This is a genomic window from Larkinella terrae (assembly GCF_009668025.1).
GTDB classification, from domain to species: domain Bacteria; phylum Bacteroidota; class Bacteroidia; order Cytophagales; family Spirosomataceae; genus Larkinella; species Larkinella terrae.
Genome location: NZ_WJXZ01000009.1, coordinates 648,295 through 665,206, shown reverse-complemented (window position 1 = coordinate 665,206; position 16,912 = coordinate 648,295). Strand labels below are relative to the sequence as shown.

At 52.0% G+C, this 16,912-nt stretch carries 9 protein-coding genes; 1 reads left to right on the top strand and 8 read right to left on the bottom strand.

Features of this window, described 5'->3' with window-relative positions:
- The first annotated feature begins 68 nt into the window (after positions 1 to 68).
- The gene (locus tag GJJ30_RS17305; RefSeq protein ID WP_154176411.1) at positions 69 to 695 is read left to right on the top strand and encodes a hypothetical protein; all 627 of its coding nucleotides are present in this window, start codon (positions 69 to 71) and stop codon (positions 693 to 695) included.
- Here the strand turns inward: GJJ30_RS17305 and GJJ30_RS17300 are convergent.
- From GJJ30_RS17300 to GJJ30_RS17265, 8 genes are all read right to left on the bottom strand, one after another.
- Positions 692 to 2,134: a DUF1501 domain-containing protein gene (locus GJJ30_RS17300; RefSeq protein WP_154176410.1), complete on the bottom strand. Its 1,443-nt coding sequence runs from the start codon at positions 2,132 to 2,134 to the stop codon at positions 692 to 694. The genes GJJ30_RS17305 and GJJ30_RS17300 overlap by 4 nt on opposite strands.
- Positions 2,135 to 2,243: 109 nt before the next feature.
- A complete protein-coding gene (locus GJJ30_RS17295) occupies positions 2,244 to 5,588 on the bottom strand; it encodes a DUF1553 domain-containing protein (protein ID WP_154176409.1) in 3,345 nt (1,114 codons plus the stop codon).
- A 284-nt stretch (positions 5,589 to 5,872) separates the two neighbouring features.
- A complete protein-coding gene (locus GJJ30_RS17290; RefSeq protein ID WP_154176408.1) occupies positions 5,873 to 7,501 on the bottom strand; it encodes a RagB/SusD family nutrient uptake outer membrane protein in 1,629 nt (542 codons plus the stop codon).
- Positions 7,502 to 7,512: 11 nt separating this feature from the next.
- Positions 7,513 to 10,863, bottom strand: coding sequence for a SusC/RagA family TonB-linked outer membrane protein (locus GJJ30_RS17285; RefSeq protein ID WP_170299212.1), 3,351 nt, complete (start codon positions 10,861 to 10,863; stop codon positions 7,513 to 7,515).
- Between the two features lie 43 nt (positions 10,864 to 10,906).
- Positions 10,907 to 11,932, bottom strand: a complete 1,026-nt coding sequence (locus GJJ30_RS17280; protein ID WP_170299211.1) for a FecR family protein — start codon at positions 11,930 to 11,932, stop codon at positions 10,907 to 10,909.
- A gap of 225 nt (positions 11,933 to 12,157) precedes the next feature.
- A complete protein-coding gene (locus GJJ30_RS17275; protein ID WP_154176405.1) occupies positions 12,158 to 12,769 on the bottom strand; it encodes an RNA polymerase sigma factor in 612 nt (203 codons plus the stop codon).
- Positions 12,770 to 12,952: 183 nt separating this feature from the next.
- Positions 12,953 to 15,811: an outer membrane beta-barrel protein gene (locus GJJ30_RS17270; protein ID WP_154176404.1), complete on the bottom strand. Its 2,859-nt coding sequence runs from the start codon at positions 15,809 to 15,811 to the stop codon at positions 12,953 to 12,955.
- 155 nt (positions 15,812 to 15,966) lie between these two features.
- Positions 15,967 to 16,836 (bottom strand): GLPGLI family protein, encoded by an 870-nt coding sequence (locus GJJ30_RS17265; protein ID WP_154176403.1) that lies wholly within the window; start codon positions 16,834 to 16,836, stop codon positions 15,967 to 15,969.
- Positions 16,837 to 16,912 lie beyond the last annotated feature (76 nt).

Below are 16,912 nucleotides of genomic sequence, written 5' to 3'. Positions count from 1 at the left end.
GAAGCGGTTTATATTGGGCAATCATTTGGTAATCATGTGATTTAATTGGTTTAAATGCGTCAGCTTATATGTATGAAATGACGTCGAAAGACCTGTATTTCGCCAATGGCGGGCAAACGCACTATATTTACAGAGACGGTTTTGGTGACCAATATAAAGCCAGTCCGGCTGAAGAAGCAGCGTGGCGGAAGGAACTCATCGAGCGCGAATGGAAACGACTGCATACCGAGACAAATGCGGTACTTATAAAGGCGTTAATCGGTAATTTAATGTATCATAATGCCGATAAACTGGTTCCTAAACTGACCAAAAAACTGGCTGAAGTTTCTCCGGAAACACGGGTAGTTATTGCGGGAAGTTTGTGGAGAATAAACGGATATAAAAAGAGCTTTTCGATTATTCAGGAAACCTTTCGTTCCCATCGGGAAGCCGTTTTATCGACAGTTTTTGCCACTTTTCAGGAAATGGTTGGCAATCAGGAAGTAGCTGTGTTTCTGATTAATTGCCTGGAAAATAACGATGCCGTTTTGTGCCAGAAAGCGCACGTAACCTTAACCATGTGGAGTTACATGGGACTTCCTCAATTGCGCGATGGTGATCTAATAAACAGGTTAAGTCCGGAAGATAAAAGATCGAATCCGGATACTTTTCAGGCTGCTCTAAAAACCGCTAAATGTATTTTAAAAATCCGCTAAGCGAGAATTGGCTTGACGACTTTCCCGGCTACATCCGTCAGCCGATACCGACGTCCCTGAAACTTATAAACCAGCTTTTCGTGATCGATCCCCAGCAGGTGCAGAATCGTGGCCTGCAAGTCATGAACGTGAACGGGTTCTTTAACGATGTTGTAGCTAAAATCATCGGTTTGCCCGTAGGTCATTCCTTTTTTGATGCCGCCCCCGGTCAGCCAAACCGTAAAACAGCGCGGGTGGTGATCGCGGCCGTAATTGTCTTTGGTCAGTTTGCCCTGCGAGTAGTTCGTGCGGCCAAATTCTCCGCCAAAAATCACCAGCGTATCGTCCAGCAGCCCCCTTTGTTTCAGGTCTTTCACCAGCGCGGTGGTCGGCTGATCAACCGAATCGGCCATAATTTTGATGTCTTTCGGTAAGTTTCCGTGCTGGTCCCAACCCTGGTGGTACAACTGAATAAACCGTACATCTTTCTCGGCTAACTTGCGGGCTAACAGGCAGTTGGCGGCATACGTCCCCGGTTTTCGACTTTCGGGGCCGTACATGTCAAAAATGTAATCCGGCTCTTTGGAAAGGTCGAGCGTTTCGGGAACGGAGGTTTGCATGCGGTACGCCATTTCGTACTGCTGCATCCGGCTGTTGATTTCGGGATCGAGCACGTGCTTGTACTGATCTTCACTCATTTTCGCCAGGTAATTCAGCATCGTCCGGCGCGACGTTTTATCGACACCTTCCGGGTTGTTGAGGTAAAAAATCGGATCCGGCCCCGACCGGAACACCACGCCCTGGTGCGTCGAGGGAATAAAACCGTTGCTCCACAATTTGGCGTACAGCGGCTGGTCACCACTCCGCGCCCGCGACAGCAGCACAACAAACGCTGGCATGTTTTTGTTTTCCGAGCCTAATCCGTAACTCACCCACGAGCCCATCGACGGGCGTCCGCCGATCTGATTTCCCGTCTGAATGAAGGTAACCGCCGGGTCGTGATTGATGTGTTCGGTGTACATGGATTTGATGAAGCACAGGTCGTCCACCATTGTCGTGTGATGCGGCAACAGTTCACTGACCCACGACCGGCTTTTGCCGTATTGCGCAAATTTATAGACCGAAGCCGCCAGCGGGAACGAACTCTGGCTTGCCGACATGCCCGTCAGCCGTTGCCCTTGACGCACCGATTCGGGGAGGTTTTGCCCCCACATCTGCTCCAGTTTGGGTTTGTAATCAAAGGTTTCCAACTGCGAGGGCGCTCCGCTTTGCAACAAATAAATGACCCGTTTGATTTTGGCCGGAAAATGCGGCAACCCCATTCCCGGATCGGTTCCGGCGGCTGTCGACTGGTGGGGCAGGAGGGAAGAAAGAGCCGCTGCGCCCAGCCCCAAACCGCTGCTTTGCAGGAACGTCCGGCGGCTCATTTGATCGTGTATTTCGTCTTTAAGATTGCTCATGGCACACACCCAGTCAGCGGTTGAAAACCCTGACTGCGGTTTAAAAGTTTTACAAAATCAAGAAAACCGCAGTCAGGGTCTTCGACCGCTGACTGGGTGTTGACTGGGTTTATCGTTTGATGGTCGCTTCGTCGTAATTCAAAATGGTGTTGGCAACTATCGTGTAAGCCGCGAGTTCGACGCTTTTCAGGCCAGGGTCGCGGGCGTACTCACCGGTTTTTAGCAACGATTCCGCCCGTTCCGGCGATTTTACAAACCCCTGATAAGCAACACCGTAGAGTTCGTTCATCAGCGTCAGCTCCCGCGGGCGCGGGTTTCGGGAAACAACGGCCTGGAAAAAATACCGGATGCGCTCGTTTGGATTCACTTTCGACCGCATGGTACGCTGAGCCAGCACGCGGGCGGCCTCCACAAACTGCGGATCGTTGAGCGTCACCAGCGCCTGCAAGGGCGTAGCGGTTTTCTGCCGTCGGACGGTGCACAAACTCCGGTCGGGCGAGTCGAAATTCAGCATCATGGGTGGGGGGCTCGTCCGTTTCCAGATCGTGTACATGCTGCGCCGGTACAGGCTGTCGCCGTGCTGCTGGCGGTAGCTGATCGTGTTGCGGGTGGCCAGAGCTTCCCAGATTCCGGCGGGTTGGTAGGGGTAAACGCTCGGTCCGCCAATTTTCTGAACCAATAAGCCGCTGGCTGCCAGCGCATTGTCGCGAACCTGTTCGGCAGAAAACCGGTAGCTGCTGCCCCGTGCCAGCCATTTGTTATCCGGGTCGCGCTCAATTTCTTCGGGTGTCGCTTTGGACGACTGCTGGTAGGTGGCCGACATCACCATCCGTTTGATAAACCGCTTCGTGTCCCAGTTTTCTTCCCGAAACCGAACGGCCAGCCAATCCAGCAATTCGGGATGCGACGGCAGGTCACCCTGACTCCCGAAATCTTCCTGGGTTTTGACAATGCCGTTGCCGAAGTAGTTCTGCCACAGCCGGTTGACCATCACGCGGGCGAACAGCGGGTTTTCTTCGGCGAGCAGCCACTGCGCCAGACCCAGGCGGTTTTGTGGATAATCGGCGGGCAATTTTCCTAACCGGAGCGGGGTTTGGGAATGCACTTCGGCACCAGGAGCGTCGTACACACCCCGGTTCAAAATAAAGCTTTTCCGGCGCTGATCGGCGGGAAGTTCCTGCATTGCCATTACTTCGGGAATGTCGGACAAGACCGCCACTTCCTGCCCCCGAACGGCGGATAACTGGCGGTTGATCTTCGCAAAGGTGGAATCTGAAGTAAGCAAATAATATTCAAAAAGATTCTGTCGCTGCTGACCGGTTCGTTGGGCGACTGGCAGTTGCAAAATCGGAGTAATCTGATCAGTGTTTTCAGCCAGTGACTGCACTTCCAACACCGAAAGCCGACGGTTGTAAATCCGCAGTTCGTCCAGGCTGACATCCTTGAGCGTTTTTTCCCGCGCATCGTATCCCAGCTCAAAACCGTAAAATTTACCCTGTTTGTTGGAATTGAATTCACCGTGCAGCAGGCCCTTCGTCAGGTTGTCCGTGATGATTTTCATTCGCGCCGGTTTTCCATCCACGAAAAACCGCACCCCGGCGGCTTTGGCTCCGCCGTCGTAGGTCAGGGTGAGGTGCTGCCAGCGGTTCAGACGCAGTTTATCCGTTGTCCGCAGTTCGATGCAGTTGGCGGGCCAGACGTAACTCAGCAAAACCGTCAGCGTCTGGTCAGGATTCAATTTCACCGAATACCCACGATAACCTTCGTTTTCGTAGTTGGTCCGCCGAAAAATGGCACCTTCTTCGCCGGTTTTAGCCGGATTCACCCACACACTGACCGAGAATTCCTGATTGCGCTCAAAATTCAGCCCTTTTCCAAACCGCTTCGGCGATTCCTGCATCTTCCCGTCGACCCGATCAACCGTTTCCGACAAAATCCCGATGCCACATTCGCCATTGAGCTGGATGCCATTTCCCACTTTTCCTGCGGTTGGCCCCGGTTTTCGTTCTTTGTCACCCGTTACAAAGGCCGTAAAGGATTTGTCGCCCCGGTTTTCGTAGCCGTCATTTACCTCAGCTTCCAGCGGCAAATGCACCAGCAAACCGCGATTTAAAGTCAAAACTGGCGCCGGTTGGCTGACCCACTGCGCAAAGGAGTTTTTGTAACGTTCTGGCTGTAAGCGGTTTTCGAGCTGCTGAATGTTGGACCGAATATATTTCAGGGTTTGCTCGGTTTGGGTGGTCGGCAGCATCACGGTCGGGCAGGCTTCGCCATTGTGGGTAATCTGTCCCGTTTCCTTGTTCTGGTTGAAAAACGCAAAGAGCGAATAATAGTCTTTCTGGCTAATGGGGTCATACTTGTGGTCGTGGCAGCGGGCGCACTCCATCGTCAGTCCCAGAAACGCTTTCCCGAACGTATTGGCGCGGTCGGCCACGTATTCAATGCGGTATTCTTCGGGAATAATGCCGTTTTCGCCACTTTGCGAATGTAACCGGTTGAAGGCCGTTGCGAGCAGCTTTTCCCGCTGGACTTGCGGATTGGGTGAAACCGGTAACAAATCACCGGCCAACTGATTCATCACAAACTGGTCGAACGGCAGATTTTGATTGAAAGATTTAATGACCCAGTCGCGGTACGGAAAGGCGTTGCGCATCGGATCGTCCTGATAGCCTTGCGAATCGGCAAAACGGGCCAGGTCGAGCCAGCTAATGGCCTGTTGTTCACCATAATGTGGAGATGCCAATAGTTTGTCAACTACTTGCTCGTAAGCATTCGGGGAGGTATTTTTCTCAAACGCTTCCACCTCGGCGGGCGTGGGAGGGAGGCCCGTCAGGTCCATGTAAATGCGCCGGAGTAAAGTCGATTTTTCGGCTTTGGGCGATGGTTTTAGCCCCAACTCCTTCATTTTCGCCAGCGTAAACCGGTCAATTTCGTTTCGGGCCCAGTTGGTTTCTTCGTCGGACGTGATGCCCCAGCGCGACAGAAAACTTTGCCCCACTTTCGGTACGTCCGGTTTTTCGATTTTTGTCAGCGACCAGTGTTCCTTGTATTCCGCGCCCTGCTCAATCCATTTGATGAGAATGGCTTTTTCGTCGGCAGTCAACGTCAGGTTCGATTTGGGCGTAGGCATCACCTCGTCAGGGTCGTGACTCAGAATCCGCTTGACCAGCTCGCTTTTTCCGATGTCGCCCGGCACAATCGCCCGCCGGCCTTCCTTGTTTTTCAAGGTTGCGCCTTCAAAGTTTGCCAGTTGCAAACCGGCTTCGATTTTGGCCCTGTCGGGGCCGTGGCATTTAAAACAGCGGTCCGAAATGATCGGCTTGACGTGCAGGTTGTAATCCACCGTTTCGGGGGTTTTCTCCATCGCCAACTGCACCTCCTGCGGAAGCTGATCGGGCTGACAACCCGTTAGAGCAACTACCGCCAGAACAACCCAAAAGCCAATCGTTTTCATACGTAAGAATTGCAACACACCTTAAAGATACTGAAAAACCGGGTTCCCGGTGTAATTTCGCCTATTATAATAAGTTGGTAAAAGACTGTCTAAATTTTATGATTTTCCTTTTCCCTTTGCCCCAACCCCTAAAGGGGCTTTGAGAAGCCGAGTAAAGCCCCTTTAGGGGGTTGGGGGCAGACTGAAGTGATGGAAAATCAGACTTTTAGACAATTTCTAAGTGTAACGAAAATTTTTCAGCCCAGGGTTTGGACCGTTGGCTGATTTTTACACACTATATACAATCAATACCCTTTATTCTGCGGAAAAGCCTGAATTCCTCCTTCCGTCCGGTCAATCTGGGTTTGCGGAATCGGGCGCAGGACGTGGAAATCGCGGATCTGGTTGGCGCCATCGGGGTTGTATTTTTTCACCCGTTCGAGCAGTTTGCCGGTTCTGACCAGATCGAACCAGCGGACGTACTCGCCCAATAGTTCGCGCGCCCGTTCGTCCAGAACAAAGTCGATAGTCAACTGATCTTCCGTTACTTTCATCGCGGCTTCCGATCCTTTTTTGGCTGCTCGCGTGCGGACCGCATTGATGTACGTCAGTGCTTCGCTCTTTTTACCGCTCATCATCAACCCTTCGGCGGCAATCAGATAGGCTTCAGCCAGCCGGAAAACCAGGAAATCCCGCGAACCCCGCATTTCCTGCACACTGACGCGGGTCGGGTCCAGAAATTTAGTAAGGGTCGGGTAAATCCGGTCGTTGTAGGCGCTGGGCGGATACACGCTGTAATTTTTCTTCGCCAGTTCGGCGGCTGTCAGCTCGCGGTCCGCCACCCAGATGGCCGTATCGCCCTGCGCAAATGTCACCTGTTTCTGGCCGATGGTGTAGGTGCCCGGTTTGTTGCTGTAAAAGACGAACTTGAACGAAGCTTCGTACCGACTATCGTTTTTCCGGTCGAAGAGGTTCATGACGGTGAACATCGTCGGCTTAAACCGCACCCACGGGCGGCCGTTGGCGATGTCGCGCTGCATGCCGGGCAGCCGGTCGTACTCCGCCAGGTAATACAGATGCGCCGAATTACCGAGTCCGGTGGTCAGCAAATCCGTGCTGTATTGAATGGCCCAAACCACTTCGCTGTTTTTCTCGCCCGCGCCCTGCTCGAAGATTTTGGCGTAGCTGGGGAGCAGGCTCAGGTTGGTGTTGGCAATGACTTTCTTCGCCAGATCGGCGGCTTTTGCGTGGTCATCGGTTCCGGCTGCTTCGGTTCCGGCGCGCGTCAGATAGACTTTCGAAAGTAGAAATTCGGCAGCCGATTTATACACCCGTCCGTAAATCGCAGCCGTGGCTGGCAGGTTGGCAACGGCAAAATCCAGGTCATCGGTGATGACTTTGTAAACGTCCTTGATGGGCGAGCGCGTGGCCGTAACCACCACACCTTCAGATTCTTTGAGCGAAATGTGAACCGGTCCGAACGTCTGGACGAGCAGGAAATAATAGTAGGCACGCAAAAACCGCACCTCGGCAATCCGGGTGGTTTTGAGCTTTTCGTCGAGCCCCGGCACCTTGTCGGCCCGGCCAATGACGGCGTTGCAATTGTTGATCCCGATGTACATGTTGTCCCACAGCGTATTGAGAACGGGTGCCCGGGGGTTGAGACCGCTGTCGTAGAAATTAAGATTCATGAACGTACCGCCGTACCCGTTGGTAAATTCGTCGGTGCCAAAAACCGACAGCGCTCCGCCTTCTTCCTGCCCGTAGAATGTTCGGATGTGGCTGTACGAGGCATTGACGGCAGTTTCAAAACCCTCCGGCGTGTTCAGGTAATTGTCCGTAATCTGCGAACGCACATCTTCTACGAGCAGACTGTTGCAGGATGTGGTAAAAAGACTCAGCCCGATCAGGGCGTAAAAGACTATTTTTTTCATCGGTTTGCTCGTTAAAAAGTGATGTTGACACCGGCCAGAAATTGACGCGAAAGGGGAGTATCGGAGGTCGGAATTTCCGGGTCGATACCGTTATGCTTCTGAACATAAGGTGCGTACATGAGCGGATTCTGAATGCTGCCGTACACCCGGATGGCATTGGTTCTCAGTTTTTTAGCCAGGTCAGAAGCCAGGTTGTAGCCCAGATTGATGTTCCGAACCTTGATAAAGGAGCCGTCAAAATAGGTCAGCGTGGAGTTGAACAACGGGCGCTCCTGCGACAGATTCGGCTGCGGATAAGCGTTGGTCGGATTGTCCTTGGTCCAGTAATCGACCTTGAAATTGTTGAACCGGCCCGCCAGTGCGAAAATCGAGCCGTCGTGAAAACCGCTCTGGATCATATTCCCAAACCGGGCGAAGAGGAAAATCGACAGGTCAAAACCTTTGTACGAAAACCGGTTGGTCAAACCGCCCGTGAATTTCGGAACGGAAGTGCCGAGAATCATGCGGTCGTCGGGATCGATCACACCGTTGCCGTTGCGGTCGTTGATCTTGTTCTGACCCACTTTGGAGCTGAACTGTGCCGCCTGTTTGTCTTCGCCCAATTGCCAGATTCCGATGCGCTCGTAGTCATAGAAAACCGAAATCGGCTGACCGATAAAGCGCGCATTTCCAACGTCATCGGCCTTACCCTGAGAGAGTTCCAGGATTTTTTCCTTGTTCGTAAAGAAGTTAAAATCTGTCGACCAGGTAAAACCGTTGTTCTGCGCGACAATGTTGCGCGTCGATAACGTAAACTCAAAACCGGTGTTGCGGGTCGAACCGACGTTTTCGAGAATGGACGTAAAACCGCTGGTCGTGGGCAGCACGCGGGGCAACAGCAGATCGCGGGTTGTTGACCGGTAAAATTCCACCGAACCGGTAATTCGTTCGTTCAATAGGCCGAAGTCGATACCTACGTTGGCCGAACCGGTGGTTTCCCACTTCAGGCTGCTGTTTCGGATCGTTCCCGGCCGGTAACCGTAAGCCGCCGTGCCGTCGAAATCATACGTGGTGCGGGTTAGCAAGCCCTGCGTCTGGTACGGATCGATGCCGGTATTTCCGGTTTCGCCGTAGCTCATCCGCAGTTTCAGGTTGCTGAAAACCTTGCTGGTTTTGAGGAAATCTTCGTTGATCAGGTTCCAGCCGAGTGCCACGGAAGGGAAGAAACCCCACTGATTGCCCGGCGCAAATCGCGACGAACCGTCGAACCGGCCCGTAAAGGTCAGCAAAAACCGGTCGTCGAAAGCGTAGTTGATCCGCCCCATGTACGACAGGATGGCCCATTTGGAATAAGCACTTCCCACGCTGTTGATGGTGCTGCCCTGACCCAGATTGAAGAACTGCAACGACTCTACCGGCAGGCCCTGCACGTTTGCCGACAGATTTTCCTGCGTCCGCGCCTGAATACTGTATAAACCGGTCAAATCCAGGGTGTGCAGACGGGCCAGCGTTTTCTTGTACGTCAGGATGTTTTCCCAGGTGTAATTGAAGACAAATTCTTCGGTCACGTTCGCCGACGGAACCCCGCCCTGGCTGGCATTGGTGAATTTTCCGCGAAAATTGCCGAGGTTACTTTTCGTCAAATCCGGGCCAAAATTCATCCGGAACTTCAAACCGTCGATGATTTCCGCTTCGCCGTACAAACTTGTAAACAGCCGAAACCGCTTGTTGACGTTGATGGATGCGCCTTTCACCAGATCCGACATCGGGTTGGTAATCAGGGCATCGTTGGTCGGTCGGAAAATCAGATTGCCGGTTGGGCCGTACGGAACCCCCAGCGGATTGGCCTGTAAAGCTAACTGATAGACGTTGAGATCGGCGCCGTTCTGAACGCTGTACGATCCCAGCATGGACGTTCCGACGCTGAACCGCTGGCCAATTTTCTGGTCGATGTTGATGCGGCTCGTAAACCGGGTAAAATCCTGACCCGGAATGATGCCTTTGTCGCGAAAATAGCCGAGCGAAATATTGAACCGCGTCTTGTCGGTGCCGCCCGAAACGCTCACATCGTGGTTGTTGGTAAAACCGTTCCGGACCACCATGCGCTGGTAATCCGTCGAGCGGCCTTCGGCAATGGATGCCAGCTCGACGGGTTCGAAAAGTAACTTGTCCGATTCAGCCGGTTTTTCGATATCGTAGCGTCCGGCGGTGCGCGCGGCTTCCCGGCGATAGGCGGCAAATTCGGCGCCGTTCATCATGTTGGCGTAGCGCGAAATGGTCGAAACGCCCAGATAATTGGTGTAATTGACACTGATGCGGCCCGGCGTGCCTCGTTTGGTGGAGATAATCACAACGCCGTTGGCCCCGCGCGAACCGTAAATGGCAGTGGCCGACGCGTCTTTCAGCACTTCCATCGACACGATATCGCTCGGATTGATGTCGTTGAAACCGCCCGAAATCGGAATGCCGTCCACGACGTACAGAGGATCATTTCCCGCGCTGAACGACCGCCGACCCCGAATTTGAACGGTTGCGCCCGAACCCGGTTTGTAACTGCTTTGAACCACGTAAACCCCGGCGGCCCGGCCCTGCAACATCTGCTGGGCGTTGGTAACGGGCACTTCCCGCAGCGATTTTTCCGAGATCGAGGTGATGGCTCCGGTGATGTCGGCCCGTTTTTGCGTTCCGTAACCCACCACCACGATTTCTTCGAGTGCTTTGGTGTCGGCTTTCAAAACCACGTCGATGACCTTTCTAGTGCCAACGACTATTTCTTCAGGCAAATAGCCGACGAACGAAAAAATCAGGACGGAGGTTTCGTCGGCAGCCTCCAGCCGAAACTTTCCCTCGGCGTCGGTAGTCGTGCCTTTGGTGGTTCCTTTTAGAATGACGCTGACGCCAGGCAACGGTTCTTTGTTGTCGCCCGCCGTAACGCGACCGGTAACTTCGATGGCCGCCGGTTCGATGGCAAGCAGCTTCGGAATGGAAATCGGGGCGGTTTCAACCCGACTGGTGGTCGGGTCAGCGGGTTTGGTATTTTTCGGGGTTACCTGGAAAATCAGATACCGGCGTCCGGCCTGTTTTTCGAACTGGAGTCCCAGTGGCTGGAGCAGATCGTTGAGCTGTTTATCCAGGTTGTCGCTCGTAATTTCGTCCAGATTAACCACCACCGTTTTATTCTGGATGAGCCGATTGCTGTAATTGAAAAATACCTTCTGCCGGGCCTGAATCGTCTGCAAAACCTGCTCCAGTGCCTGCGGACTTTCCGCTTTATTCGCGGCAGGTTTGGTTTCCTGATCAGGAGTAAGCCGCGCAAAACTTTGCCCCGGCGACGGCAAAGAAAATCCCAGCAGGGCCAGTGCGAATGCGGTCCTTCGTAACATGTACATAGATGGAGGGTTTAGGAATAAGGGTTAATCCATGAAATTAACGGGATTGGATGGTCACTTGCTGTTCATCGGTACGCGTAATCTGTAAGTCAAAAGCCTTCGCTAAAGTCCTTAAAATGGTGTTGGGATCACTGGCTGGCAAATTGCCGGTGAAGGTTAGATGGCTCAGCGAATCGTCCGCAAACGTCACTTTTAATTGATACGTATCTTCCAGCGTCCGGGCGATTTCCTGCAAGGGCGTATTGTCAAAAATCAGCACCTTCTGCGTCCAGGACGAATAGATTTCGGGTTGCTTCACCTGTTGCTGCCGGAACGTTTTCTGCACCTTGGAAAACTCAACGACATCGCCCGGTTTCATGACCATACTGGATTGGCTGTTCAGACTGGCTAGCTGACTGATTTGGATTTTTCCTTCGTTCAGAACGACATTGACCAGCCCCCGGCGGTTTTTGACGTTAAACCGGGTACCCAAAACCTCGATATTTACATCCGCCGAATGCACGACGAACTTCACAGGTTGTTGCTGAAACCGTTGCTTCGTTACCTTGAAGTAAGCTTCGCCTTCCAGCCACACCTGCCGCTGCTCCTGATTGGACCAGTTGGCTGGGTAGGAAAGGGTTGAGTTGCCGTTGAGCGTGATCTGCGAACCGTCGGGGAGGTTGAACTGCCGGATTTGCCCGAAAGTGGTTTGGATGGCAATTGTGCGATGAGTGTAGGTACGCCAGCCGAGCCATCCCGCCAGAAAAACGACCGCCAGAACGGCGGCAATGCGATACCAGCGCGCTACACGGAGCCGCCCGGAATCCGGCATCGGCTGAACTGAAGAAGGAGACTGACTATGGTCCAGAATGGATTGCCAGAGCGTTGCGGTTTCATTGTCGGCAAGTTCAGGCTCGGTCGGCAGACTCAGCAAAACCGTACGCGCCTGCTGCACAAATTGTTGCTGCTCATCCGTCGCGTTGGCAAGGAGGGCTTCCCACTTTTGATTAAGTTCGTCCGTTGGTTTTAGCACCCATCGGCGAAACTCATCGTTCTGTAACAGCATTTCGGGCAACCAGTTCATGGGGAGCAACATTTATTCGAAAACCAATTGAGGAACCTTCTACCCATGAATAGAGAGGTGCGGTTTTAAACTCACCATTTTTTTGGAGATAATTTTTAAAAAATGGTAATGTTGCCAGAAAATTCGCTGGGAAGTGCAAGCTGATCCGGGAAATTTGCAAGAAAAAAAATGGTTTCTGTGTAAAACCCAAGCCTGAACGCGCAACCAGGATTGTGGAAAAAAAACTTAAAACCGGTCGATTGTGAGGAGGAAAAGCAGGAAAAGGGAGTTTGCCAGAATGGCTCGGATGGATTTCAAGGACTTGGAAATGAGGTTGCAAACCGCCGGATAGGTCAGCGTCATAACTTCAGCAATGGACTGATTATCAAGGTCGTGGTAAAATTTCAGGTAAATAATTTCCTGTTGCCGGTTGGTCAGTTGGGTAATCGCTTTCCGGACCTGGCTGGCTGCTTCCTGATTCATCTGAGTTTCAATCAATTGCTCTTCTATGCTGGGAATCAGTTCGAAGGCGTAATCGGCGGAAAGCGGCCACATAACCCGCTTATGGCTTTCGGCCAGGAGCTTCCGGCGGAGGGATTTCATCAGGTAATTCTTAACGCTGGCGGTTTCGGAAACGGAGGTTGATTTTTGCATCAGCTCACTGAATAAATCCTGAATGCAATCCTTGACCACATCGCCGTCCGCATTGAATTTTCGCCCGTAAGCGTAGAGTGGTTTGACGTGCCGACTGTAAATGATCGACAACGCTTGCTGGTTTCCCGTGCGGTAAATAGACCACAACTTCTCATCGGAATGACGCGAATGTTCAGTCTGTACGGCGGTAAGGGAGTCGGCCATTTCCTCAGGATCAGCTTTTCAAATACAAAGCTTATTATAATAAGATTATACTATTTTTTAACCGAATAGTCCGGATTATTTTCGGGCAGGCGAATAAAAATACAGCTTCCCGATTTGATGAGAAGCTGATATTCAATGAGTTAAATAACGTGAGGTGATGGTTTTCTTTCCGAACCGATCTGTTTAGTTTCGTCCTCCCGAACGCTGCATGCCTCGCGGCTGGTAAAACGGATCGCGGTCCTGGCGTCCGTTGCGTTGTGCCTGTTGCCCGCTGCCGAATCTCCGCAGATTGTACGTAAAACTGAGCATGAAATACCGGTTCAGAATGCGGCTGTTCGTTTCTTCAGTGTACGTTTCCGTTACATTTCGGACAACACTCCGGTTTTGATTCAGCAGGTCGTAAACCTGGAACCGCAGTTCACCCTGTTTATTTTTGAAAAATTGACGCATCAAAGCCACGTTCCAAAGAGCGAAATTCTGCACCGATCCTGCCGATTTACCCGAATAATTATTGTACGTGATGTCGGTGGTTACAACCAGGCGGAAGGGTAATTGATAGTACAAATCCCCACTCAGTGATTTGTTGAAAAACTCCGTGTTTTGTGAAGTCTGGAGGGAATATAAAGCTGTCTGATAACTGATATTTCCGCTGATGCCAAATTCCAGTTTCTCGTCAAAATTGGAGTTGATTCGAGCGCCCTGGCTGAACGTCCAGTTTTGGGAACGGTTGGTCTGCTGGTTGACCAGGCTAACCCCGCGATTGAGGTTAACATTACTGGTAAAATTGACATTGGCTTTGAGGGGCTGGATGCGCCGACCGATCGCCAGAAAACCGCTCAGGGTGTAATACCCGTTGGTGTTCACGGGTTGCGTGGTTTGGGCGCCCTGATTCGTAAATGCGGTGGAATTCACGATCTTATTGTTGGTTTGGGTCGCGTTCAGCATCGCAAAAAAGCTCCGGAAAGTGGTCTGCTGGAAATTGTTATAGTTCATCGAAACCGTATTTGTAAACTCCTGCTTCAGATTTGGATTCCCCAATCGGATATTTAGCGGATTGGTATTGTCGGGAACCGGTTGCAGCTGGGAAACCGACGGCGCATTGGTCCGGCTTCGGTAATTGAACCGCAGCGAGCGGTTTTTGCTGAAGGTGTACGTAAACATGGCGTTTGGGAGCAGGTTCGTAAAACTCTTCCGTAGTTCTGAATCCGTTGTCCGGTTATCGCTCTGGAGATCGGCCTGCTGGACGTCGAAGCCCAGTGCATAGGTGTATTTCAAACGCTTGTTTTGAAATGTTGATCCCACGCGATTGGTCATGTAGTTATTTACAAAGTTATTGCTCAGCGTGGGGTTGAATATGGAATATTCCTTCGTCAATTCATCAAAGTTGTTTACCGTTCGGTTCGAGGTGTTGCGGTTATTCGAATAATTGTAATGGAATTCCAGCGTTTTGCTGAGCGACAGCGGCTCGGTATACGTCAGGTTAATTGAATTGGTCAAGGATTTACTGGTTTGCTCATTCCGCTGATTGATGTTCTGATTTTTTCGCCCGTTTGTCTGCCCAAAAAACTCGTTGATCGACTGGTTAATCCCGTCGGTATTCTGGTTGTTGACAGCAATGTTCCAGTTAAGCGACAACGTTCGGCCCTTGCGTTTGAATTTCCGCATCAACAGCGCGTTGTTGTTACCCGAAATCCCGTTTCCGGTCGAATTGTAATTCGTGTTACTGGTGTTGATCAGGTTGGTTGAATCCAGTTGCTGAACGCTGGCAATGGCATCATTCGTCAGGGTTTGTGATCGGTTAACGCTTTGGTATGCTGAATTTTGCATTGTAAAACCGGGCGTAATCCGAAGCGTCGTCATCGAATCGAGCTGGAGATTAAGCCGCATATTAAACCGGTGGCTGGTGACCTGATTTCGCGATGTGCTATTCTGGTTGACCTGGTAAGACGTGTCGGGCAGCGCATACTGCCGACGGCTCTGCTGATCCGTCAGAGTATTGAGGTCGTTCAGGAAATAGCTGGCGGCAATATCGGCTTTTTTGCTCCACTGATCGCGGTAATTCAAACCGCCCGCCAGTGTTCGGGTGATGGCGTTTGAGTTGCCGCCGTTCATACCGCCACCTCCTCCGCGTCCACCGCCGTCAAAACTGGCACCCAGACCGGCTCCCCCGCCGAACATATTTTGTCCCGTAAAGCCCTGCTGATTGACATTATTGGCCTGACCAATGAGCGAAATCTGCTGGTTTCCGTTGAACCGATTCAGGTTCAGACGGGCCGCATACCGTACGTCATCGTTCGTTTCGTTCGGTCCGGCACCGATCGATTGCTGGCCGAAATAGCCTTTTCTTTTTTCTTTCTTGGTGACCAGATTGATGGTTTTGTTCCGGTCGCCGTCGTCGATGCCCGAAAACTGGGACTGATCGGACTGCTGATCATACAACTGAACTTTGTCGATAATGTCGGCGGGCAGGTTGCGGGTGGCCATCTTCGGATCATCACCGAAGAACGGTTTTCCGTCGACCAGCACCTTTTTGACTTCCAGGCCCTGCGCCTTGATTGTTCCGTCGCGGTCGACCTCCACGCCCGGCAGTTTCTTTAGCATATTCTCCACCATCGCATTCGGCTGCGTTTTGAAGGAATTAGCGTTGAACTCGACCGTATCCTGCTTGATCACAATCGGTGGGCCTTCCTGCTTTACCACTACCTCGTTCAGGTTGACGGCCTGCGTGGTCATCTCAAACGTTCCGGCCTCATTGACCGGTTTTTCGGTAGCAATGGTAATGCGCTTCGATTTGTTGCGATACCCGACATACGTGATCAAAATCCGATACGTTCCGGCCGCAACCTTGTTGAACGTAAACGCGCCGTCGCCATTGGTAATCATGAATGTAACCACCGACGAATCGCGGATCGACAGGAGCGAAACCGTCGCTTCCATGAGCGGTTTTCGGGTCGTGGAATCGACCACACTGCCCCGCAGCGATTGCGAAACCGCGGCCGTATAACTCATCAGAAGCAGGCAAAAGGGGAGAAGTAAGCGCATTGGATTGAGTATTTCAGGTTGTTTACTGTTATTCGGTTTACGGTTTTTGCCGGGCCGACGTATCGTCGGCTGGTGCATTTTCTTTCAAATCGAATATTGAATACCGAATTTCGAATTCGTCAGCCGGTGAAAACCGTAAACCAAAACCATAAACTCTATCTCGGCTGTAAATTATTCATCATCTGCTGGCGGAAATCGGCCATGGCTTTCTGGCGAATCGTATTCATTTCGTCGGGCGTAACGACCTGGGCGGTTTTCGGGGGCATCACGTCGCTTTCGCTGACGCTCTGTTCGGCCACTTTCGTCGCTTTATAGGCCTCATTATCGCTCTCGATTTGGAGAACAACCCCTTTTTCGGGTGTTAGACTGGGAATGGGTGAATAGGTGAACGGCAATTCGGTGGTGTACCACACGGTATAAGACAGGTTCCGGAAGGGCACCGTTGCTTTTTTACAGAGATAGCCCGCAATTTTCTTCGTTTTGTCAGTTTCCTGCCAGCCAGTAGCTTTAGTCATTGGTAAATCCATCTGGTACGATTTAGTTACGGAATCTTTTTTGACTGTCACCACCTCAACGGCTTTTTGCGCGGCCAGGTCGAAAAACAGGTTTCGTTCGAATGGCCGACCGCTGAAATTCCGGTTCCCGCGCCCGTCGGGAATCGTTGCTCCAGCGGGTCCGCCAGGGCCAGGGCCCCCGGGTCCGGGTCCCCGATCATCCTGGCGAACATCCATGCTCACCTGGCGGATCGAAATGCCACCCCCGACGTTGCGGTCCTGTTCTTCCTTGCCGTGGTTTCCCGAAAAAATGAATTGCTGGGAAAACGAACGGGTTTCCGGTAAATCGGTGGGCGCATCGGCGCTGCCGGGTCGGACTTCCTGCCCATTGATGACGATTTTCATTTGGGAGAAATCGACCTTTTGCATGACTTCGTACGAAATTTTGCCGGATTTGGGCTGGGCGGAAGCCGCCAGCGAAACGAACACCAAACCGGCTAGAGCAGCGGCTGCGAATCGGAATGTTTGCATACGGAAATGAAGATTGAGAAAAGGCTTGAAAAATGTTGGGACAAAGATGGGGTAGCTGGATGTAAAGCACTGTTAT

What these genes read in the sequence shown, in the direction of transcription:
- GJJ30_RS17295 (WP_154176409.1), bottom strand. Translation starts at nt 5,588, where the DNA reads ATGAAAACGATTGGCTTTTGGGTTGTTCTGGCGGTAGTTGCTCTAACG.
- GJJ30_RS17305 (WP_154176411.1), top strand. Translation starts at nt 69, where the DNA reads ATGTATGAAATGACGTCGAAAGACCTGTATTTCGCCAATGGCGGGCAA.
- GJJ30_RS17290 (WP_154176408.1), bottom strand. Translation starts at nt 7,501, where the DNA reads ATGAAAAAAATAGTCTTTTACGCCCTGATCGGGCTGAGTCTTTTTACC.
- GJJ30_RS17265 (WP_154176403.1), bottom strand. Translation starts at nt 16,836, where the DNA reads ATGCAAACATTCCGATTCGCAGCCGCTGCTCTAGCCGGTTTGGTGTTC.
- GJJ30_RS17275 (WP_154176405.1), bottom strand. Translation starts at nt 12,769, where the DNA reads ATGGCCGACTCCCTTACCGCCGTACAGACTGAACATTCGCGTCATTCC.
- GJJ30_RS17300 (WP_154176410.1), bottom strand. Translation starts at nt 2,134, where the DNA reads ATGAGCAATCTTAAAGACGAAATACACGATCAAATGAGCCGCCGGACG.
- GJJ30_RS17280 (WP_170299211.1), bottom strand. Translation starts at nt 11,932, where the DNA reads ATGAACTGGTTGCCCGAAATGCTGTTACAGAACGATGAGTTTCGCCGA.
- GJJ30_RS17285 (WP_170299212.1), bottom strand. Translation starts at nt 10,863, where the DNA reads ATGTTACGAAGGACCGCATTCGCACTGGCCCTGCTGGGATTTTCTTTG.
- GJJ30_RS17270 (WP_154176404.1), bottom strand. Translation starts at nt 15,811, where the DNA reads ATGCGCTTACTTCTCCCCTTTTGCCTGCTTCTGATGAGTTATACGGCC.